This window comes from Stenotrophomonas sepilia (genome assembly GCF_003244875.1).
Classification (GTDB): Bacteria; Pseudomonadota; Gammaproteobacteria; order Xanthomonadales; family Xanthomonadaceae; genus Stenotrophomonas; species Stenotrophomonas sepilia.
Genome location: NZ_LXXZ01000054.1, coordinates 73,668 through 93,465 on the forward strand (window position 1 = coordinate 73,668; position 19,798 = coordinate 93,465).

Below are 19,798 nucleotides of genomic sequence, written 5' to 3' on the forward strand. Positions count from 1 at the left end.
GAAGGTTCTCGAGATCACAGGGATCGGCCTGCGCCCACATGCGTCACCCGGAAATTGGCGGTCGAAAGGGCGCGTGCAGATGCTCATACGCATCTGCACGCGTTTCGGCCTCGATTTCAGGCAAATACCGGCCGACAGCCAATTGCGCCAGCAGCAACCAGCGCAGGGAAAATCCCAGCTGGCCGCCCGCGGTCATGCAGGGGTCTTGCGCGCGTCGGCGCGTGCCCGGCGCGCGTCGCCCAATATTTCAAAGGCTTCCTTCATCACGTAGAGGCCGATAAGGGCACCGATTACGAAATCCGGATATGGACTGGCCAGCCACCACACCAGCAGGCCAGCCAGGATCACGCCCACGTTGGCTACCACATCGGCTCGGGTGAAAAGCCACGTCGCCCGCAGATGTACTTCGCCAGACTTCAGTGGCGCCAGCATGCGAAGGACCGCGAGATTGACCACTAGCGACAATAGAGCCGTACCGATCATCCACCCGCTTACCGGTTCAGCCCCGTGGAGTACGCGGCGACCGACCTCGACCAGCACGCCAACGCCCAGAATCAGCAGCACGCTACCGCTGACCCAAGCAGCGTTGGCCTTGAAGCGCGCCGTCCGACCAATAGCGACCAACCCAATGGCGTAGGCCGTGGCGTCGGAGAGCATGTCCAGTGCGTCGGCAAGCAAGCCGGTGGAATGGGCGATCCAGCCGGCAATGCCGCCAATCACCGCCATTGCAGCGTTCAGGGCCAGAGCGATCCACAGCACGCGCCGTTCCTGCGCGTTCTTTGCCTCGTGGTGGCAGCCGCAATCACTCATCGGATCTTCTCCATCGCAGGGGAGCCGGGCCGGCGCGGTCCGCTGGCATGGCAGGGCCCACGAGGGTAAAGTCCGTAGCTACTACGGAGTCAAGCCTACTACGAATGAAAATTAGTGACGCCGCCACCGCCAGCGGGTGCCATCTGGAGACGATCCGCTACTACGAGCGTATCGGCTTGCTCCCGAGGCCGGGACGATCAGGCAATGGTTACCGGGTCTACGGATTGGCGGACATTGAGCGCCTGCGCTTCATTGCCCGCGGTCGGGATTTGGGCTTCAGCCTGGAAGAGGTCCGTAGCCTGCTGCAGCTGGCCGGAGACGAGGGCCTGTCGTGCGTGGATGTGGATCGTCTGGCCCGCAGCCACTTGTCCGACATTCGCGCCCGGATGGCAGACTTGCAACGTATGGCCAACGAACTGGAACGGGTAATCGCCAGTTGTCACGGCGGACAGCGAGCTGAGTGCACCATCCTGTCGACGCTGCGCCAGCCGACTTCCGAGGACTCCCCACGCAAGGAATCGAGCAAGAGCGCTACCTAGGCACCCGCGGTCCAAAACCTATGACTTCTGCAGTCCGGCCGGTCGACGGTGTCAGTTGCCTGTAGCCTAGCTGCCCGAACCTGGACTCCAGGCGCGTATGAAGTCCTCCTGCTCATGCGTCTCGATCGCACCCGGCCTGACCTGACGAACCATGCTCATGGCCTGCTCACCAGTGGCAGCCGTGCCTGTTTCTAACAGCAACAAGCACGCTACGGTGCCAGCTCGTCCTAGCCCGCCCTTACAATGCACAACTGCGCGGCTTCCGCGCAACAACTCATTACTGAGTGCTGGGCCCAACTCGCGCCATGCCTCCAAGAAGGAACTGTTAGGCGCTGCGCCGTCTACGATTGGAAGTCCGTACCACTTGATTCCCTGCGCCATCGCCCGCTCTGGCAGCGCGGCAATCCTAAGCTCATCGAACTCCCATGGCTCAATCAGGGAGATCAGGTACCCCGCGCCCCACTGGCGAATCGCGCAAAGGTCCACGTCAATGTCACGACTCCATGGCCCCGTCATCGCGGCCTTTTGAAACTTCCCTGGCGCGAAAGTTACACCTACTGCGCCGCCACTGACTCCGACAGCGATCGTGGCGATATGCAGAGGATGTGTGTGACTAGTTCTGAACATTGTCGATCCCTCATCGCGGCAACTAAGAGAGCCGCGGCGCAGCGGCGACCACCCATGGCTTCTATGCCGATCCTTGAGCTAAACATTCCAGCCGACCTAGTGGTGCCGCCCTGCCGAGCAGCACAGCAAAGGTGATCCTTTTGTCAGTTGCAGGCAACAAGTACCAGTAGGCTCACGCTACATGCGTACCAGTAGGCTCACGCTGCATGTGTACCAGTAGGCTCACGTGTTGGACAGCGAGAGTGTCCAGGAGCAAGGTGTACACACGCTCCTCGCTAGAGACAACACATGAAGCCGAGCATTCTGGCATTGGACCTCGAAGGGACACTCATTTCCAATGCGATAAGCCAGATTCCAAGACCCGGCCTCTGTCGGTTCTTGGAGGACGTCCGATCGCACTTCAGTCAGCTCATGATGTTTACGACTGTGCCGGAAGAGCGCTTTCGCAGCATTGCCGATTTGTTGGTTCGTGAAGGAAGCGCGCCTCCGTGGTTCGCGAGCCTTGAATACATCCATTGGACGGGCAGCACGAAGGATCTACGGCTAGCCACACCAAAATTAGGCGCGGCCTTGCTGCTTGATGATCATCGCCCCTATGTACACCCAGGACAGGAGCATCTGTGGGTTCAGATACCTCTGTTTGCGTCTCCCTACCCATCAGAGGACGAGGGATTAGCGATCGCGCTTCGACTCCTGCTCGATCGCATCCACGCAACGGGCAATTTCACTGAAGCATCTCTCCAAGAACAGCTAAAGCCACAGGCAGAAGCAACGGGCGCACCACGGCGTTCCGACGCCTGCTCATCGGCCCAGAAGATCCTGTCCGACGCCGCCGTCAGGCGAGATGAACTTGCCGCACAGTGGCATAGCGCCGCCGAAGTCAGTTCACAGCTCGGCCCGTCATTGACCAGTGGTAGCGGCCTAGCCGGTCAGCTGCGCAGAGCCGGCCAGCTACTTGGGGTCTATGTAACGAAGCCTGTGCCCGGCTATCGCTACCCAGACTGGCAGTTTGGTGAAAACGGCGAGCCCGTTGAATATTTGGCAGAAATCCTGTCAGCACTGCGTGCAATCGGTCATTTCGAGATCGAGCCGTACGGGCAACTTCACAGCACCGGATGGCGTGAGGCAGAGTGGTTTCTCTCACCGCACGCTCTGCTCAACGGCATGCCACCTGCCGAAGCCCTCAGCTCTGAACCGGCTCGCGTGCTGCGGGCGGCCCGTACCGAGTTCGGGCAAGGAGAGTCATAGCGTCCCCCTCTGAAGTGTTGAGAAAAATATAGGATTGAGGTCAGTGGGCACTCTTTCTCACCCAAATTTTCCATTTGGTAGAATAAATGGTGCTATCCATGGTGAATGAGTTCCTAGAAAGGCAGTGTTTTAGAGAGATGCCTAGTAATGAGGTATGCACAACATGTGTGCACAACCGTTCTAAGCGCATCTTCGGTGCATCCCGACAAGGGCTCCTGGCATGCCTGCCTGGGGCCCATGTCGTTCTTGAGGCACTGCCGGGATCCTGTTGTCCGGCGGCGGCCGATGCGGACGTTCCTCGATGTTGTCACCGATTACCGAACACGCCCTGGTCCAGCAGGCAATCAATGAACGCACCCAGCAGGGCGGGGCGGTGCCGCCTGTTCGGGTAGTAGAGAAAAAGCCCGGGGCGCGAGACCGACCAATCCGCCAGTACCCGCACCAGCAATCCCTGGGCCAGCAGTTCCCCCACGCGATCCTGCTCGAAGTGATAGGCGATTCCGAGGCCGGCCAGTGCCGCCGCAATCCCGACGTCAGCGTGATTGGTGACGACAGGACCGTCCACGGCGACCTCCAGGTGGCGGCCTCGCTTCTTGAACTCCCATCGGTACTGCCTGCCGTCACTCTGCAGCCGCCAGTTGATGCAGGCGTGATCCTGCAGGTCCGCCGGAGTTCGCGGCGTTCCACGGCGTGCGAGGTAATCCGGTGACGCCACGGCCACCATGTTCAGGTCGGGAGTGAGGCGGATGGCCACCATATCCTTCTCGAGCTGCCCACCCACGCGGATGCCTGCATCAAACCGCCCACTGACGATGTCGCTGAGCGCGTCGTCGACCACGATGTCGACAACGACATCAGGGTAGGCCTGGTGGAAGCGGGCAAGCCGCGGGGCAATCAGTGTTCTTGCGGCGATGCCCAGCGTATTGATGCGCAGGGTCCCGTTGATCCGTCCGCTCGCTTCGCTGGTTTCAGCGACCGCTACCGCCAACTCCTGGAACAGCGGCGCGATGCGCGCGTACAGTCGTCCGCCACTTGCCGAGGGTGCCACGCTTCGTGTTGTGCGATTCAGAAGGCGGGTGCCGAGACGGCCTTCCAGTTGACGGATGGTCTGGCTCAGGGCCGAGGGCGATACCCCCAGATGTTCCGCCGCCCGCGCGAAGCTCTGACGTTCCACTACCGCCACGAAGGCCTTCAGTTCAGCGAACTCGGATCCGCGCATTATGTAAGATTCTTGACATAACCCATTCGGATTATAGGGCATTCACTTAACCGACCTGCGTGCACATCCTGAGCGCCTCACCACTGCAGGAGCCAGGAATGAATGCGTTGACTCTCCCAGAACCCATCGCCGCGTACTTCGCGGCCGAACATGACCCCGAAGTGCTGGCGCGTTGTTTTGCCGCCCAGGCTGTGCTGAAGGACGACGGGCACACCCTCGTCGGCGTCGACGCCATCAAAGCCTTCCTGGCCGAGGCATCCGCCAAATACAGCGCCACCAGCGTGCCGAGCGCCATCGAACGGCAGGGGAAACACCACGTTGTCCGTGCCATCGTGAGCGGCAACTTCCCCGGCAGTCCGATTCTGCTGAGCTACCGTTTCGAACTGGAACGGGGCCTGATCGCATCGCTGGAGATCACCGCATGAGCTTCGATCTTCAACTCGGTGGCCTGCGGGCCGTGGTGACCGGCGGCACGGCCGGTGTGGGGGCGGCCGTGGTCAGGACCCTTGCCGAGGCCGGGGCCAGGGTGATGACGTCGGCGCGCAGCCTGCCGGCACGCCCGGTGGAAGGAGTCGCCTACGTAGCCGCCGATCTGTCGACGGCCGAGGGCACCGGCATTTTCGCCCACGCCGTGCTGCAGGCATGGGGCGGCGCAGACATCCTGGTCAATGTGCTGGGGGGATCAAAGACACCTGGCGGCGGCTTCGCAGCGATCAGTGATGCGCACTGGCTTGCCGAGCTGAACCTGAATCTGATGCCGGCGGTCCGTCTGGATCGTGCCTTGCTGCCATCCATGCTCGCGCAGCGCGCTGGCGTGATCATCCACGTCAGTTCGATCCAGCGCATGCTGCCTCTGCCGGAGTCCACCACCGCGTATGCCGCCGCCAAAGCGGCACTCACGACCTACAGCAAGTCGCTTTCACGAGAGGTCACTCCCAAGGGCGTGCGGGTGTTGAGCGTAGCGCCGGGCTGGATCGAGACAGAAGCATCCCGGGAATTTGCAGAGCGGATCGCGGCAGAAGCGGGAACCGATTATGAAGGTGGCAAGAGGCTGGTCATGGACTGGCTCGGCGGGATCCCGGTGGGACGGCCCGCGGCACCGCAGGAGGTGGCCGATCTGATTGTGTTCCTGGCGTCTCCCCGGTCGGCGTCGATTGCCGGAACGGAGTATCGGATCGACGGCGGCACGATTTCGACGCTGTAGCCAACAGGCGTCGTCCTGCTCCCACCGCCAGAAGGAAAGCCTCGCTCACGCGGGGCTTTTGTTTTCCAGGTCGGCTGCGGAGTTGTGCCTCGCAGCATTGATTTTCGTGCACTGCGACTTGCAAACACACAAATTCCTCCCCTATGGTGCAATCGATTGCATTGCAGTGAATCCTCAGTGTTTGATGTCGGTTGGGAGGCCGGCAGGTGGATGTCCATCCATTCGATCAGACCGGCCCCGGCGATGGGCATCACGCGACGCGACGCGCTACGCCTTGCGGTTGCCGGCGGCATTGGCCTGGGGGCTGCAGGTGTGCTCCCTGCATTCGCCGCCGATGCCCCCCTCAAAGGAAACCTGAAGCACGCCGTCGCCCGCTGGACCTTCCCGCAGCTGTCGGTCGCCCAGCTCTGCACGACGGTGAAGGACATCGGTTTCGCCGCGATCGACCTGGTCGGTCCCGAAGACTGGCCCACGCTGAAGGCCCACGGCGTCTACAGCTCGATGTGCAACGGCGCGGAGCTGGGCCTGACCAAGGGTTTCGCCGGCCGCGAGTTCCACGACCAGCTGGTGGAGCGCTACACGCGGCACATCGACCTGGTCGCCGATGCCGGCTACCGCAACCTCATCTGCTTCTCCGGCAACCGCAACGGTATGGACCCGCAGGATGGCATGGCCAATGCCGAAGCCGGCCTCAAGCGCATCCTCGGGCATGCCGAGAAGCGCGGCGTGGTGCTGGTGATGGAGCTGCTCAACTCCAAGGTCGATCATCGCGACTACCTGTGCGACCACTCCGCATGGGGTGTGGAGCTGTGCCAGCGGCTCGGCTCGGACAATTTCGGCCTGCTCTACGACATCTACCACATGCAGATCATGGAGGGCGACATCATCGCCACCATTGGCAAGCACCACGCCTGCTTCAAGCATTACCACACCGCAGGCGTGCCCGGCCGGAACGAGATCGGAGACCAGCAGGAGCTCAACTATCCGGCCATCTGCCGCGCGATCCGCGACACCGGTTTCAAGGGGTATCTGGCGCAGGAGTTCATGCCTGCCGCGCCCGATCCCGTTGCTTCATTGCGCGAGGCGATCCGCCTCTGCGACGTCTGAAACGATATCCACCCAGGTGAGAGACCCATGGCAGATAATCACTACGACGCCATTGTTGTTGGCTCGGGAATCAGTGGCGGCTGGGCAGCGAAGGAGCTGACCGAGAAGGGCCTGAAGGTCCTGATGCTGGAACGCGGGCGCAACATCGAGCACGTCAAGGACTACGTCAATGCGATGAAGGAAGCGTGGGACTTCCCGCATCGCAACCGGCCGACGCAGGCGATGAAGGCCGCTTTTCCGGTGCTGATGCGCGACTACGGCCTCGCCGAGAACCTGGAAGGAATGTGGGCCAACGAGCAGGACTCACCCTACATCGAAACCAAGCGTTTCGACTGGTTCCGCGGCTACCACGTCGGTGGCCGTTCGCTGTTGTGGGGCCGTCAGAGCTACCGCTTCTCCGACCTGGATTTCGAGGCGAACCTCATGGAGGGCATCGCCACCGATTGGCCGATCCGCTATGCCGACATCGCGCCGTGGTACGACCATGTGGAAAAGTTCGCCGGCATCGCCGGCACGCGCGAGGGACTGGACGTGCTGCCGGATGGTGAGTTCCTGCCGCCGATCCCGTTGAACATCGTCGAGAAGGACGTGGCCGCGCGGATCAGGAAGGCTTTTGGCGGCACGCGGCACATGATCCACTCGCGCACGGCCAACATCACCCAGCCGATGCCCGAGCAGGGGCGCGTGAACTGCCAGTATCGCAACAAGTGCATTCTGGGCTGTCCCTTCGGTGCCTACTTCTCGACCCAGGCGGCGACGCTGCCAGCGGCGATGAAAACCGGCAACCTGACCCTGCGCCCGTTCTCGATCGTCAAGGAAGTGCTCTACGACAAGGATCGCAAGCGCGCGCGTGGCGTGGAGGTCATCGACGCCGAGACCGGGCAGACCTATCAGTACACGGCCAAGGTCATCTTCCTCAACGCATCGTCCTTCAACTCGACCTGGCTGCTGATGAACTCGGCCACCGATGTCTGGGAGGGGGGGCTGGGGTCTTCGTCGGGCGAGCTGGGGCACAACGTGATGGACCATCATTTCGGTGCGGGCGCCTCGGGCCGGGTCGAGGGCTACGAAGACAAGTACTACTTCGGCCGCCGTCCGTGCGGCTTCTACATTCCGCGGTTCCGCAATGTCGCCGCCGACAAGCGTGGCTACCTGCGCGGATTCGGCTACCAGGGCGGTGCCAGCCGCACCGGCTGGTCGCGCGAGATCGCCGAGCTGAACATCGGTGCCGACCTGAAGGAAGCGCTGACCGTGCCCGGTGACTGGCGCATCGGCATGACCGGGTTCGGTGAGATGCTGCCGCACCACGACAACACGATCCGCCTGGACCGCGAGCGCAAGGACAAGTGGGGGCTGCCGGTGCTGGCGATGGACGTGTCCATGCGCGCCAACGAACTGGCGATGCGCAAGGACATGGCCGCCGATGCTGCCGAAATGCTGGAGGCGGCCGGGGTCAAGGACGTGAAGATGCACGACAACGACTACGCCCCGGGCAAGGGCATCCATGAGATGGGGACTGCGCGTATGGGACGGGACCGGAAGAGCTCGGTATTGAACGCGCACAACCAGGTCTGGGATGCCCCCAATGTGTACGTCACCGACGGTGCCTGCATGACCTCCAGCGCCTGCGTGAATCCGTCGCTGACCTACATGGCGCTGACCGCGCGCGCGGCCGACCACGCGGTACGCGAACTGAAAGCGGGGAACCTGTGATGGATCGCCGCGAACTGCTGAAGATGATCGTCGCCGCCACCGGTGCGGCCATGGTCGGCCTGCCTGCGCTGGTGCAGGGCAAAGCGCCAGCGGCCGGGGCGATGGCCGCGTTCTCCGATGCCGAAATCAGCACGCTGGACGAGATCGCCGAGACCATCCTGCCGCGGACCCGGACACCCGGGGCGAAGGACGCGGGCGCCGGTGCGTTCATGGCGACGTTCGTCAGCGACTGCTACACCGCCAGGCAGCAGGCGGTGTTCCGCGCCGGGCTGGCGGACATCGACAAGCGCGCCGGTGGCCGCTTCGTGTCGCTCACGGCGGAGGCGCGCACCGGATTGCTGCGTACACTGGATGCCGAAGCCAAGGCGCGCAATGCAGACGTGACCGAAACTGGAACGCCCGAAGAGGGCGAAGCCATGCCGCATTACTTCACGATGATCAAGCAGCTGGCCATCTTCGGCTTCTTCACCTCCAAGGTCGGTGCGACCGGGGTGCTGCAGTACGTCGCCGTGCCGGGGCGCTACGACGGTGACCTCGCCTATGTCCCCGGCACACCTGCCTGGGGAACCAGCTGATGGACACCAACCTGATGATCCGCCCTGCGTTGATCACCGCCGGCCTGCTGGCCGCTGCATCTGCGTTCGCACAGGACAGTGCCGACGCTGTGCGTGACCCGAAGAAGACGGAAGTGTGGACCCCTGTGCCCGCGACCGTGGCAACGCCACCCGGCAAGGCACCGTCCGATGCGATCGTGCTGTTCGATGGCAAGGATCTCTCCGCGTGGGAATCGGAGCAGGGTGGCCGCGTGCCCTGGAAGGTTGCCGGAGGCGCCATGACGGTTGTTCCGGGCAGCAAGGGCATCCGTACCCGGCAACCCTTCTGCGATGTCCAGCTGCATGTCGAATGGCGTACGCCCACCGAAACGAAGGGCTTCGACGGCCAGAACCGGGGCAACAGCGGGATCTTCCTGCAGGGACTCTATGAGTTGCAGGTACTCGACAGCTACCACAACCCGACCTACGCCAATGGCCAGGCGGGTTCGATCTACAAGCAGGCCATGCCACGGGTGAACGCCTCGCGCGCACCGGGCCAGTGGCAGGTCTACGACATCCTCTGGAAGGCCCCGCGCTTCTCGCCGGGCGGCGGCCTGACGTCGCCCGCACGGATCACCGTGCTGCACAACGGCGTGCTGGTACAGGACGACACCGTGCTGGCGGGCAGGACCGAATACATCGGTGCGCCTTCGTACGCACCGCATGGGTGCGCGCCGCTGTATCTGCAGGAACATGACTCCAAGGTCAGCTACCGCAACATCTGGGTGCGCGAGCTGTAGCGCCCACCCGCTACTTCGCCAGGTAGCTGGCGATGTCATCGATCTCCTGCTGTGACAGCTGCGGGAAGGGGGGCATCAGACCGCCGCCCTTCCTGATCCTGTCCTTGACCTGGGCGGGCTGCAGCCGCTTGCCGACATCGGTGAGCGCCGGGAACGTCGGCGGTACACCGGTGCGTTCAGCACCGTGGCAGGCGGTGCAGTGCTGGGCGTAGAGTTTCGCGCCGGCGGCCGGGTCGTCCTTGGCCCACGCTGCCGTCGCAACGTTCATGCCGCCCAGGGCCACGGCCACTGCCAGGATCATTTTCATGTGGGGCTCCTTGATGCGTCAGCGGTGGGCACGGGTGGGCAGGTTGGTGGTCAGGTGTTCACGCAGGTAGTCCGCGCCGGCCTGGATGACCTTGGCCGGGTCGCGTGGCTGGTCGTGTTCGACGATGTACCACTGCACGCCAGCGGTGGCGGCGGCCGGCAGGATCGCGTCCCAGTCCAGCACGCCCTGGCCGACCGCAGCGAATCCACCTTCGTCTTCGGCCTCGCCCTTGGGCGCATTGTCCTTGGCGTGTACCGCAAATATGTGGCCGCGGAACTTGCCAAGCATCACGGCCGGGTCCAGGCCCGCGCGCGCGACCCAGGCCAGGTCCAGTTCGGTCTGCAGCTCGGGGCCGGCGGCGTCGAACAGCAGCTCCAGTCCGGTCCTGCCATTGAAGTCGACCAGCTCGAAGTCGTGGTTGTGATAGGCCAGCTGCATCCCCTTGCCGCGCATCTGCTTGGCAATCCGGCCCAGCTCCCGGCCCAACGCGGTCCAGCCGGCGGCATCGCGCGGACGGTCCTTCTGGTCCAGATAGGGCACCACCAGCGTGCTGTTGCCAATCGAGCGGTTGAAGGCCACCACGGCATCCAGGTTGTCGCGCAGCTCGGCCAGCTGAACGTGCGACGAAACCGCTTTGATCGAGTAACGGTCCAGCAACTGTTTCAGCTCCGCAGCGCTTGCATTCTGCGTACCGACGGTCTCCACCGCACGCACGCCCGCGTCGTGGACGATCTTCAGCTGTTGGTCAAGCGGGCCGGCGTTGCGCAGCGTGTACATCTGCACGGCGATGGGCTTCTGCGCACCGGCTGTGTTTCCTGCGAAGGCGGGCAGGACTGCGAGCAGCAGCAGGACGAGGGTTGCAGTTCTACGGACAGGGATGTTCATCAACAGATCCTCCCGGGATTCAACCGATGGTGGTCCAGGTGCGTGACCTGGCCGATGCAATGACACGATCAACGATCCGCGCCGAGCGCAGGCCGTCTTCGAAGGTGGGCAGGCCCTGCGGCTGCTCGCCTTCAATGGCGCGATAGGTGTCGGCCACGAACGCTTCGAAGCACTGCCCGTAGCCCTGTGCGTGCCCCGCTGGCAGCGGCGACAACCGGCGTTGTTCGGCACTGCCGGCGCCCGGGCCGCGCACGAAGATTTCCTCGCGCTGCTCGGGCAGGCCGATCCACAGCCGCTCGGCATCCTCCTGGTTGAACGCCACGCTGGCGTTGGCGCCGTCGATCTCGAACCAGAGCCGGTTGTGGCGTCCGGCCGAGACCTGGCTGACCGTCAATGACGCCAGCGTGCCCGCGCCGGTCCTGAACATCGCTGCGGCCACGTCCTCGCTCTCGACCGCTTGCTTTGCGCCGTCTGTCGCCGGCGTGCTGAAACTCTGGGAGGTGGTTGCGCTGCGCTCGGCGATCACTGTGGCAAACGCCGCGTTCACTTCGGCGAAGCACTCGCCGCTGACCCATTCAACCAGGTCGCACCAATGCGACCCGATGTCAGCGAACACGCGCGATGTGCCACCCAGTGCAGGGTCAACCCGCCAGTTGTTGCTGGCCGGGTCCAGCAGCCAGTCCTGCAGGTAGCTGCCATGGATCAGGTGCAGTGGCCCCAGATCGCCCTGCGCGATGCGTGCGCGTGCCTCGCGGACCACCGGGTGGTAGCGGTAGACGAAGGGGACGGTGGCGACCAGTCCGGTCGAGGCGGCCAGCGCCGCCAGCGCCTGCGCATCGTCCAGCGTCGTCGCCAACGGCTTCTCGCAGATCACGTGCTTGCCGGCGTCCAGTGCGGCCTGCGCCATCGCGCGGTGCAGGTGGTTGGGCGTGCAGATGTGCACGACCTGTACCTGGGGATCAGCGACGACGTCCTCGATATCGCGATAGGCGCGCGGGACATTCCACGCATGCGCCACCTCGCGCGCGCGCTGCGGCGACGAGGCGGCCACGCCGCGCACCTCGGCGCCAGCCAGCAGTGCCGCGCGGCGATGCACCGCGCCGATCATGCCGGTACCAACGATGGCGATTCCAAGCAGGGGCATCGGCCGGTCTCCTCAGGGTGTGGACGACGCGGCCGCCGCTACCGGGCGGTCGCGGAACAGCAGCAGGAAGGCGATCAGCACCACCAGTGCAACGCCGGCCGGGAACAGCCAGATCTGCTGCCAATCGGGGCCGGCCTCGGTGGTGAAGTGCTCCACTACCGCGCCGGACAGGAAGGTGCCGATCAGCATGCCCACGCCATAGGTGGCCAGGGTGATGAAGCCCTGCGCGCTGCTGCGCGCGGCGGGGCCGGCGTGGGCATCGGTGTAGATCTGGCCGGTGACGAAGAAGAAGTCGTAGCAGATGCCATGCAGTACGATGCCGATCACAAGCAGGGAGAAGCCACTGCCCGCATCGCCGAAGGCGAACAGCGCGTAGCGCACGACCCAGGCTGCCATGCCGACCGCCAGCATGGTCTTCACCCCCAGCCGCACGAACAGGAACGGCATGGCCAGCATCAGCAGCACTTCGGACACCTGGCCCAGCGACTGCAGGCCGGCCGCGCCCTGCACGCCCAGGTCGTTGAGATACGGATTGGTGAAGTTGTAGTAGAACGACAACGGGATGCAGATGGCGATGGAAGCCAGGAAGAACACCAGGTAGGCGCGCGACTTCAGCAACCGCAGTGAATCCAGCCCCAGGATCTGTCCCAGCCCGGCATCGCGCTGCTGCGCCAGTGGCGGCGTGTGCGGCAGGGTGAACGCATACAGGCCCAGCACCAGCGATGCCAATGCGGCCATGCGGAAGGTCAGTTCAAGCCGATGCGCCTGTTCCCAGCCCAGCCAGCCGATCAGCACGCCTGCAACGATCCAGCCGACGCTGCCGGCCACGCGTACCAGCGGGAACTGCTTCTCCGGCGATTGCATGTGCCGCATGGCGACGCTGTTGGCCAGTGCCAGCGTCGGCATGAACAGGAGCATGTAGCCCATGACGCACGCGGAAAACACGCTGAAACTGGTGGCGGTGGACGCCAGCCACATCAGCACCGCGCCGGCCAGGTGCAGCACCGCCAGGATGCGCTGCGCCGCGAAATAGCGGTCTGCGATCAGGCCGACCAGGAACGGTGCCACGATGGCACCGATGGACTGGCTGAGAAACGCCGTTGCCACCTGGCTTGCGCTGGCCTGCAGCGGGCCCTGTACCAGGTAGGTGCCCAGGGTGACGAACCACGCCCCCCAGATGAAGAACTGCAGAAACATCATCGCGCCCAGGCGCGACATGGCGTGCGTCATGGCTTGCCCTCCCGGGGCGGTCGTGGCTCAGATTCCCAGCATGCGGCGCAGTGATCCAGCGTCCGTGGCGCTCCCGGCAAAGTCGTCGAAGGCGCGTTCGGTTACATGGATGATGTGATCGCGGATGAAGGCGGCACCCTCGCGCGCGCCGTCCTCCGGGTGTTTCAGGCAGCACTCCCACTCCAGCACCGCCCAGCCGGGGAAGTCGTACTGGGCGAACTTCGAGAAGATCGCCTTGAAGTCGATCTGGCCGTCACCGGGTGAGCGGAACCGGCCCGGACGATCGATCCAGTCCTGGTAGCCGCCATACACGCCGCTGCGCACGCTGGGGCGATACTCCGCGTCCTTGACGTGGAAGATGCCGATGCGGGCGTGGTAACGGTCGATGAAACCGAGGTAATCCATCTGCTGCAGCAGCAGGTGGCTGGGGTCGTACAGGATCTTCGCGCGGGGATGATGGTCGACCTCATCGAGGAAGCGCTCGAATGTCGCACCGTCATGCAGGTCCTCGCCCGGGTGGATCTCGAAGCACAGGTCCACGCCGCAGGCATCGAACACATCCAGGATCGGGCGCCAGCGGCGGCCGAGTTCGGCGAAGGCTTCTTCCACCAGGCCCGGCGGGCGCTGCGGCCACGGATAGAAGTAGGGCCAGGCCAGCGCACCGGAGAACGTGGCGTGCGCGGTCAGCCCCAGGCGCTGGCTGGCCTGCGCGGCGAGCCGCAGCTGCTCCACGGCCCAGGCCTGGCGCGCGGGCGGGTTGCCGCGCACGTCTACGGGTGCGAATCCGTCGAACAGGCTGTCGTAGGCGGGATGGACCGCGACCAGCTGCCCCTGCAGATGCGTCGACAGTTCGGTGATCTGCAGGCCGTGCCCGGCCAGCATGCCGGCAACATCGTCGCAGTACGCCTGGCTGCGCGCCGCCTCGGCCAGATCGAACAGGTGGGGCGCGGAGGTGGGAACTTGTACGCCAGAATAGCCCAGACCCGCGGCCCACCCGGCCAGCGTGTCCAGCCGATCAAAAGGAGCTGTGTCGCCGATGAACTGCGCCAGGAACAGCGCTGGACCCTTGAGCGTCTTCAACGTGATTCGCCCTCGATGCAATCGATTGCATTATCCTAGCAGGGGCGCACGCAGGACCTGTTGTGCACTGCACAGCGGACAGGAGAACTAACGCCATGGCCACCATCTACGACATCGCCAGGCACGTCGGCGTCTCCGCAGGCACGGTGTCACGGGCGCTTTCCCGGCCGGACAAGGTGCTGCCGGCCACCCGTGCGCGCATCGAGCAGGCCGCCGCCGCATTGGGCTATGTGCCCAACACGGTGGCCCGCACGCTCAAGACCCAGCGCAGCGGCAAGATCCTGGTCACCGTCCCGGACATCGCCAATCCGTTCTTCGCACAGATCCTGCAGGGTGCGGAGGAGGCCGCGCAGGCGGTCGGCTACGCGGTTCTGCTGGGCGATACCCAGCATCAACCCGATCGTGAGGAGCGCTACGCACAGATGCTCCGGCGCAACGAGGCCGACGGCATGATCGTGCTGGGCCATCGCCTGCCACCGACCGCGCGCGAAATCGTCGAGCAGCGCGGCGCAGCTGCGCCGGTGGTCAATGGATGTGAGTTCGACCCCGCACTGGGCATCCCCAGCGTCCATATCGACAACGCGGCCGCCGCACGCGCGGTGATGGAGCACCTGTACGGCCTGGGGCACGAACGGATCGCCGTGGTCGGCGGGCCACCTGACAACCCCCTGCACCAGCAGCGGCTGGAAGGGGTCCGGGCCGCCGGCAAGGCGCGGGGTCGCCTGCGCCAGCTGAGCATCGTGCCCGGGGACTTTTCCGTTGAGTCCGGGAATGCGGCGGTGATGGCGCTGCTGGACGGCACGCCCGTGCCGACCGCGGTGTTCTGCTTCAGCGACCAGATGGCACTGGGGGCACTGGCGGCCTGTCGCGACCGGGGCATCCGCGTTCCGGAAGCGCTCTCCATCGTCGGCTTCGACGACCTGGCCTCTTCGCGTTATCTCACCCCGCCGCTGACGACCATCCGGCAGCCGATGCGTGAAATCGGCGAGCGCGCGGTCAACCTGCTGCTCGCCATCATCGAACAGATCGATGTACCGCTTCAGCAGACGCTGGAGTTCAGCTTCATGCTGCGCGGTTCGACAGCGGCGCCTCGGTGGTAGCGCAGGCGAGGCAGGGCAGTCGGAGCAGGGCGGCCGGCCCGCGCGTTGTGCCGCGACCTTGATCCCGAATTGACGCAAAGCTGTCAGACTCATCGCAGGCAGCCCGGCAAGGGCCGTGGCAGCAGGTGCGATCGCGCAAGGGGGGGGCAATGCCATTCTTCACCGATTCGGCGGAAGGCGCGGTCGAAGGCATTGGCGCGGCACGTCGCATCGGCTGGATGCGTTTCGTCGGCAATGGACTGGGGGCAATCCCCATCGCTTCGATCATCCTCGAGCGCCACGATGGGCCGCTGGCGTGGGTCCTGCTGCTGCTCAACGCGCTGGCGTGGCCTGCGCTGGCATTGATGCTGACCCAGCGCTCCGGCCAGCCCGCGCTCGTCCAGTTCCGCTGCATGGTGGCCGACTCCTTTTTCGGTGGTGGCTGGATCGCCTTCATGGCGTTGAGCGCGGTGCCCAGTGCACTGTTCGCCGCACTGCTGGTGGCCGACAAGATCGCTGCCGGTGGCGTTCGCCTGGCGATGCGCGCCACGCTGGCCCTGATGCTGGGCTTCGCGCTCACCTGGTGGGCGCTCGGCTTCCCTTACCAGCCGGTCACCTCGCAGCGCACGATCGTGCTGAGTGTCCCGTTCCTGTTCGTGTATGGCATCGGCCTGAGCATTCTCAGCTGGCAGCTGGCGCGCCGGGTCAAATCGCAGAACCGCCAGCTGCAACGTCTCAGCCGGATGGACCCGCTGGTCGAACTGGCCAATCGTGGCTTCCTGATCCTGCGTGCGCAGCAGGCGCTGGACCGGGCACAGGGCCAGGGCGGGTTTGCCTGCCTGCTGATGCTCGATGTGGACGACTTCAAGCGCATCAATGACTCGCATGGCCACCGCGCCGGTGACGAGGTGCTGCGGCATATCGCGGCGACATTGCGCACCGTTGCCCGCCCAGGTGATACGCCCGCGCGGCTGGGGGGCGATGAGTTCGTCGTGCTGCTGCGCGACTGCGCGCCCGTCGATGCAATGCAGGTGGCCGAGCGGGTGCGCCTGCACCTGCTCGAGGCTGCGCGGCAGGCCACGCCGGGGGTGGAATTCAGCGTCAGTATCGGCATTGCGGCCACGCCGCGTGGCGGCAGTGTCGAGGACTGGTTGGCACTGGCCGACCGCGCGCTGTACCACGCCAAGCGCCAGGGCAAGAACACCGCCAGCTACGGCGAGTGAGCGCGCGTGGGGACGGCACGGCTGCCGCCGAACGCAGATGAAATGCCCATTCATCCTGCACGCGGAATCAGCACGCCAATCCTCTACCATGGGCCACCCCGCCCGGACGCGCTCCCATGCAAGACGCTCTCGTTGCCCAGCCCAAGCCCCCCATCCCAAGGATCGCGGCATGGCTGATGATGCTGCTGGGCATGTGGCTGGCGCTGAAACTGGGCCTGGTGGTCACCCTGCTGTCCGGCCTGCTGGTGTTCCAGCTGACCCACCTGCTGGCCTCCACCGTGGAAGGCAGGCTGCCGCCGGGACGCGCACGGGCGATCGCAGTGATCGTGCTGTCGGCGATCATCATCAGTGCGCTGGTGCTGGCCGGGATCGGCGTGGCCTCGTTCTTCCGCAACGAGACCGGTGGCCCGGACGCTTTGCTGGCGCGCCTGATGGAGATCCTCAACACCTCGCGGCACCAGGTGCCGGCGCTGCTGCAACCCTACATTCCCGAAGACATGCCAGCGCTGCGCGCGGCGCTGAACGACTGGGCCGCCGAGCATCAGCGCCAGCTGGGCGTGGCCGGTACCTCGGTGGTCCAGGTGGGTGTGCGCGTACTGATCGGCATGGTGCTGGGTGCGATGATCGCACTGTATGACGAGCTGCCGCTGCCGAAGATGGGTCCGCTGGCGCAGGAGCTGGTCGGGCGCACCAGCCGCCTGGCCACCGCGTTCCGTCAGGTGGTGTTCGCGCAGGTGAAGATCTCGCTGCTCAACACCGTGTTCACCGCGATCTTCCTGCTGGGCGTGCTGCCGTTGTTCGGCGTGCACCTGCCGCTGTCCAAGACCCTGGTGCTGATCACCTTCCTGGCCGGCCTGCTGCCGGTGGTGGGTAACATCATCTCCAACACGATCATCACCATCGTCGCACTGTCGGTCTCGTTCTATGTGGCGGTGGCGGCGCTGCTGTACCTGATCGTGATCCACAAGCTGGAGTACTTCCTCAACGCGCGCATTGTGGGTGGCGAAATCCAGGCGCGGGCCTGGGAGCTGCTGCTGGCCATGCTGGTGATGGAGGCGGCCTTCGGCCTGCCGGGCCTGGTCGCCGCGCCGGTGTTCTATGCCTACGTGAAGCGCGAACTGGTCGACCAGCGCTGGATCTGACGCGGCGGGGCATGACGTATTTGTCCCGATTCGAGCGTCCGCGCGGCCTTGTCGGTGCGTTCGCGGCGCGCACGGTGTACCCACGGCCACGGTTGGCCCGTTAGCGGCTTGGCGCCTGTGCAGGCGGCCGCTACAGTGTTCCGCACGACAGGGGAAATGTGCATGGCCCGCAAGGCGTCGCCCATCGGATTGCGGACCTGGGTCTGGATCCTGGCCGGGCTGTTCGTAGTCTGTACGCTGCCGCTGATGGCCATCGCACTGGTGCAGGGCACGCTGCGCTTCACCGCCGCCGAGGACAACCTGGTCAGCCTGCGCCGGCTGCAGCAGACCTTCGACCTGGCCAACCGGGTGTCGGCCGAGCGCGGCCCAGCCAACAGCCTGCTGGGAGTCAATACGGCCGATGCGGCCGAACAGGCGCGGCTGGCCGCGCAGCTGGCGGTTGCGCGCAAGCGGGTCGACACCGCCCTGCTGCAACTGGACACCGTGTTCAAGGCCGATCCGGGCGTGGTCGACGAACATGGGCTGCTGGCCGACGCGCAACGTCGCCTGCAGTCGGCGCGGGCCGCGGTGGACCAGGTGGCGGCACAGCCGCACGAAGTGCGCCGGGTGGAAGACGTGGAGCGCGCGATCAGCAGCATGTTCGCCGTGGTCGATCGCCTGCACGTGCTGACCTCGGCGCAGATCAGCGTGCTGGTCAGTGCCGACCGCGAAGCGGCGATCCCGGCGATGCAGGGCCAGGTGCTGATCGACCTGCGCGAGCATGGCGGCCGCCTGGCCTCGAACGTGATGGCGCCGGTGGCGGTACCGGGGGCCTGGCGTGACGAACAGGTGCGGGCGGCATTGCAGACCGAAGGCCGCCTGCTGGAACTGTGGCGGCTGGCAGGCAGCCATGAAGCCGTGTTCCGCAGCGATCCGACGCTGTCCTGGCATTGGGACATGGCACGCCGCCAGTTCTTCGGCGAATCGCTGCCGATGATCGAACAGCTGATCGAAGATGGACGGCGTGGCGTGCCGCCGCCGTGGACCGCCGCCGAGTTCACCACGCGCTACGTACCGACCCTGCGGTCGCTGGAAGCGCTGCGTGACGGTTACCTGAGCGTGTCCATCGCCCGTTTCGAGCGCACCCGCAACCGCGAAGCGACGCGCCTGGTGGTGCTGGTGGCGACCGTGCTTGGCACGCTGGTGGTGCTCGGCGTGGCGCTGCGCATTGCCCATCTGCAGATCCTGCGGCCGCTGCTGCAGGCACAGAAGCAGGTGATCCAGATCGCCTCGGAAGCGCCCGGCCCGGAACAGCACGTGACCCACCCGCTGGCCGAGATGCAGCGCCTGTTCGATGCCATCGAAGTGCTGCGCGAGAAGTCGCGCGAGCGCTCGGCGTTGACCAGCGAGCTGCGCCAGCTGGCCGGCACCGATGAACTGACCGGGTTGTTGAACCGGCGCGCGCTGGACCAGAGGGTGCAGCAGCGCCATGCCGACGGTGGCACCAGCGCGGTGGTGATCCTGCTTGACATCGATCGCTTCAAGGCCATCAACGATGGCCATGGGCATGCTGCTGGCGACCAGGTGCTGGTGCAGGTGGCACAGCTGCTGCAGCGCCACCTGCGCCGCAGCGACAGCATCGCCCGCTACGGTGGCGAGGAATTCCTGGTGCTGCTCGCCGACGGCGATCTGGCCGGCGGCCGCCAGTTGGCCGAGTCGCTGCGCGTGGCCATGCGGCAGCTGGACATCGCACTGGCCGGAGGCAACGTACTGCGGGTCACTGCCAGCTTCGGCGTAGCCGAGGGGGGCACCGATGCGCTGGGCTGGCGCACCCTGCTGCGTGCCGCCGACGCGGCCATGTACCAGGCCAAGGCGCAGGGCCGCGACCGCGTGCGGGTGGCCGGCGGCGGCCGCAACGCACGTTGAGGA

Annotated in this window: 21 protein-coding genes; 12 read left to right on the forward strand and 9 right to left on the reverse strand. The window is 65.3% G+C overall.

All coding sequences use genetic code 11. The features are described from left to right. Positions 1–43 precede the first annotated feature (43 nt). Positions 44–196 carry a hypothetical protein gene (locus A7X97_RS21905; protein WP_162838286.1) on the reverse strand — a complete coding sequence of 51 codons (153 nt, stop codon included), beginning with the start codon at positions 194–196 and terminating at the stop codon, positions 44–46. Then, a complete protein-coding gene (locus A7X97_RS10440; protein ID WP_049397646.1) occupies positions 193–810 on the reverse strand; it encodes a cation diffusion facilitator family transporter in 618 nt (205 codons plus the stop codon). Before A7X97_RS10440 ends, A7X97_RS21905 begins: the two co-directional genes overlap by 4 nt. A gap of 104 nt (positions 811–914) precedes the next feature. Here A7X97_RS10440 and A7X97_RS10445 point away from each other — a divergent pair, with 104 nt between their 5' ends. After that, positions 915–1,349: a MerR family transcriptional regulator gene (locus tag A7X97_RS10445; RefSeq protein WP_049397645.1), complete on the forward strand. Its 435-nt coding sequence runs from the start codon at positions 915–917 to the stop codon at positions 1,347–1,349. A 66-nt stretch (positions 1,350–1,415) separates the two neighbouring features. On the opposite strand, the gene A7X97_RS10450 is transcribed toward A7X97_RS10445, so the two are convergent. Beyond that, a complete protein-coding gene (locus A7X97_RS10450; protein WP_049397644.1) occupies positions 1,416–1,976 on the reverse strand; it encodes a cyclin-dependent kinase inhibitor 3 family protein in 561 nt (186 codons plus the stop codon). Between the two features lie 288 nt (positions 1,977–2,264). Here A7X97_RS10450 and A7X97_RS22095 point away from each other — a divergent pair, with 288 nt between their 5' ends. Then, positions 2,265–3,224, forward strand: coding sequence for an NIF family HAD-type phosphatase (locus A7X97_RS22095; RefSeq protein WP_223276915.1), 960 nt, complete (start codon positions 2,265–2,267; stop codon positions 3,222–3,224). 307 nt (positions 3,225–3,531) lie between these two features. Here the strand turns inward: A7X97_RS22095 and A7X97_RS10465 are convergent, their stop codons facing one another. Further along, positions 3,532–4,443, reverse strand: coding sequence for a LysR family transcriptional regulator (locus A7X97_RS10465; RefSeq protein WP_072168646.1), 912 nt, complete (start codon positions 4,441–4,443; stop codon positions 3,532–3,534). A gap of 98 nt (positions 4,444–4,541) precedes the next feature. Here A7X97_RS10465 and A7X97_RS10470 point away from each other — a divergent pair, with 98 nt between their 5' ends. From A7X97_RS10470 to A7X97_RS10495, 6 genes are all read left to right on the forward strand, one after another. Next, positions 4,542–4,868: a nuclear transport factor 2 family protein gene (locus A7X97_RS10470; protein ID WP_072168647.1), complete on the forward strand. Its 327-nt coding sequence runs from the start codon at positions 4,542–4,544 to the stop codon at positions 4,866–4,868. Further along, the gene (locus A7X97_RS10475; RefSeq protein WP_061479191.1) at positions 4,865–5,647 is read left to right on the forward strand and encodes an SDR family oxidoreductase; all 783 of its coding nucleotides are present in this window, start codon (positions 4,865–4,867) and stop codon (positions 5,645–5,647) included. Before A7X97_RS10470 ends, A7X97_RS10475 begins: the two co-directional genes overlap by 4 nt. Before the next feature lie 210 nt (positions 5,648–5,857). Continuing rightward, positions 5,858–6,754 carry a hydroxypyruvate isomerase family protein gene (locus tag A7X97_RS10480; protein WP_181503437.1) on the forward strand — a complete coding sequence of 299 codons (897 nt, stop codon included), beginning with the start codon at positions 5,858–5,860 and terminating at the stop codon, positions 6,752–6,754. 27 nt (positions 6,755–6,781) lie between these two features. After that, entirely contained in the window at positions 6,782–8,467 is a 1,686-nt protein-coding gene (locus A7X97_RS10485; protein WP_088496558.1) for a GMC oxidoreductase, read from the forward strand. After that, positions 8,467–9,042, forward strand: coding sequence for a gluconate 2-dehydrogenase subunit 3 family protein (locus A7X97_RS10490; protein ID WP_088496559.1), 576 nt, complete (start codon positions 8,467–8,469; stop codon positions 9,040–9,042). The genes A7X97_RS10485 and A7X97_RS10490 overlap by 1 nt, the downstream gene beginning before the upstream one ends. Next, positions 9,042–9,800 carry a 3-keto-disaccharide hydrolase gene (locus A7X97_RS10495; protein WP_072168651.1) on the forward strand — a complete coding sequence of 253 codons (759 nt, stop codon included), beginning with the start codon at positions 9,042–9,044 and terminating at the stop codon, positions 9,798–9,800. The genes A7X97_RS10490 and A7X97_RS10495 overlap by 1 nt, the downstream gene beginning before the upstream one ends. A gap of 10 nt (positions 9,801–9,810) precedes the next feature. Here the strand turns inward: A7X97_RS10495 and A7X97_RS10500 are convergent, their stop codons facing one another. Genes A7X97_RS10500 through A7X97_RS10520 form a run of 5 tightly spaced genes read right to left on the reverse strand, consistent with a single transcriptional unit; the run spans position 9,811 to position 14,446 of the window. Continuing rightward, positions 9,811–10,107: a c-type cytochrome gene (locus tag A7X97_RS10500; RefSeq protein WP_005415640.1), complete on the reverse strand. Its 297-nt coding sequence runs from the start codon at positions 10,105–10,107 to the stop codon at positions 9,811–9,813. 18 nt (positions 10,108–10,125) lie between these two features. Continuing rightward, entirely contained in the window at positions 10,126–10,992 is an 867-nt protein-coding gene (locus A7X97_RS10505; protein ID WP_088496560.1) for a sugar phosphate isomerase/epimerase family protein, read from the reverse strand. A gap of 19 nt (positions 10,993–11,011) precedes the next feature. Continuing rightward, complete coding sequence (locus tag A7X97_RS10510) at positions 11,012–12,136, reverse strand: Gfo/Idh/MocA family protein (RefSeq protein ID WP_088496561.1); 1,125 nt, start codon at positions 12,134–12,136, stop codon at positions 11,012–11,014. Positions 12,137–12,148: 12 nt separating this feature from the next. After that, positions 12,149–13,366: a nucleoside permease gene (locus tag A7X97_RS10515; RefSeq protein WP_072168654.1), complete on the reverse strand. Its 1,218-nt coding sequence runs from the start codon at positions 13,364–13,366 to the stop codon at positions 12,149–12,151. A gap of 27 nt (positions 13,367–13,393) precedes the next feature. Further along, positions 13,394–14,446 carry a sugar phosphate isomerase/epimerase family protein gene (locus A7X97_RS10520; protein WP_072168655.1) on the reverse strand — a complete coding sequence of 351 codons (1,053 nt, stop codon included), beginning with the start codon at positions 14,444–14,446 and terminating at the stop codon, positions 13,394–13,396. Between the two features lie 95 nt (positions 14,447–14,541). On the opposite strand from A7X97_RS10520, the gene A7X97_RS10525 reads away from it, so the two are divergent. From A7X97_RS10525 to A7X97_RS10540, 4 genes are all read left to right on the forward strand, one after another. Next, positions 14,542–15,546 carry a LacI family DNA-binding transcriptional regulator gene (locus tag A7X97_RS10525; RefSeq protein ID WP_111007901.1) on the forward strand — a complete coding sequence of 335 codons (1,005 nt, stop codon included), beginning with the start codon at positions 14,542–14,544 and terminating at the stop codon, positions 15,544–15,546. 149 nt (positions 15,547–15,695) lie between these two features. Beyond that, a complete protein-coding gene (locus tag A7X97_RS10530; protein WP_088496564.1) occupies positions 15,696–16,748 on the forward strand; it encodes a sensor domain-containing diguanylate cyclase in 1,053 nt (350 codons plus the stop codon). Between the two features lie 116 nt (positions 16,749–16,864). Next, the gene (locus A7X97_RS10535; protein ID WP_053497611.1) at positions 16,865–17,890 is read left to right on the forward strand and encodes an AI-2E family transporter; all 1,026 of its coding nucleotides are present in this window, start codon (positions 16,865–16,867) and stop codon (positions 17,888–17,890) included. A 162-nt stretch (positions 17,891–18,052) separates the two neighbouring features. Beyond that, positions 18,053–19,795: a GGDEF domain-containing protein gene (locus A7X97_RS10540; RefSeq protein WP_111007909.1), complete on the forward strand. Its 1,743-nt coding sequence runs from the start codon at positions 18,053–18,055 to the stop codon at positions 19,793–19,795. Positions 19,796–19,798: the final 3 nt, after the last annotated feature.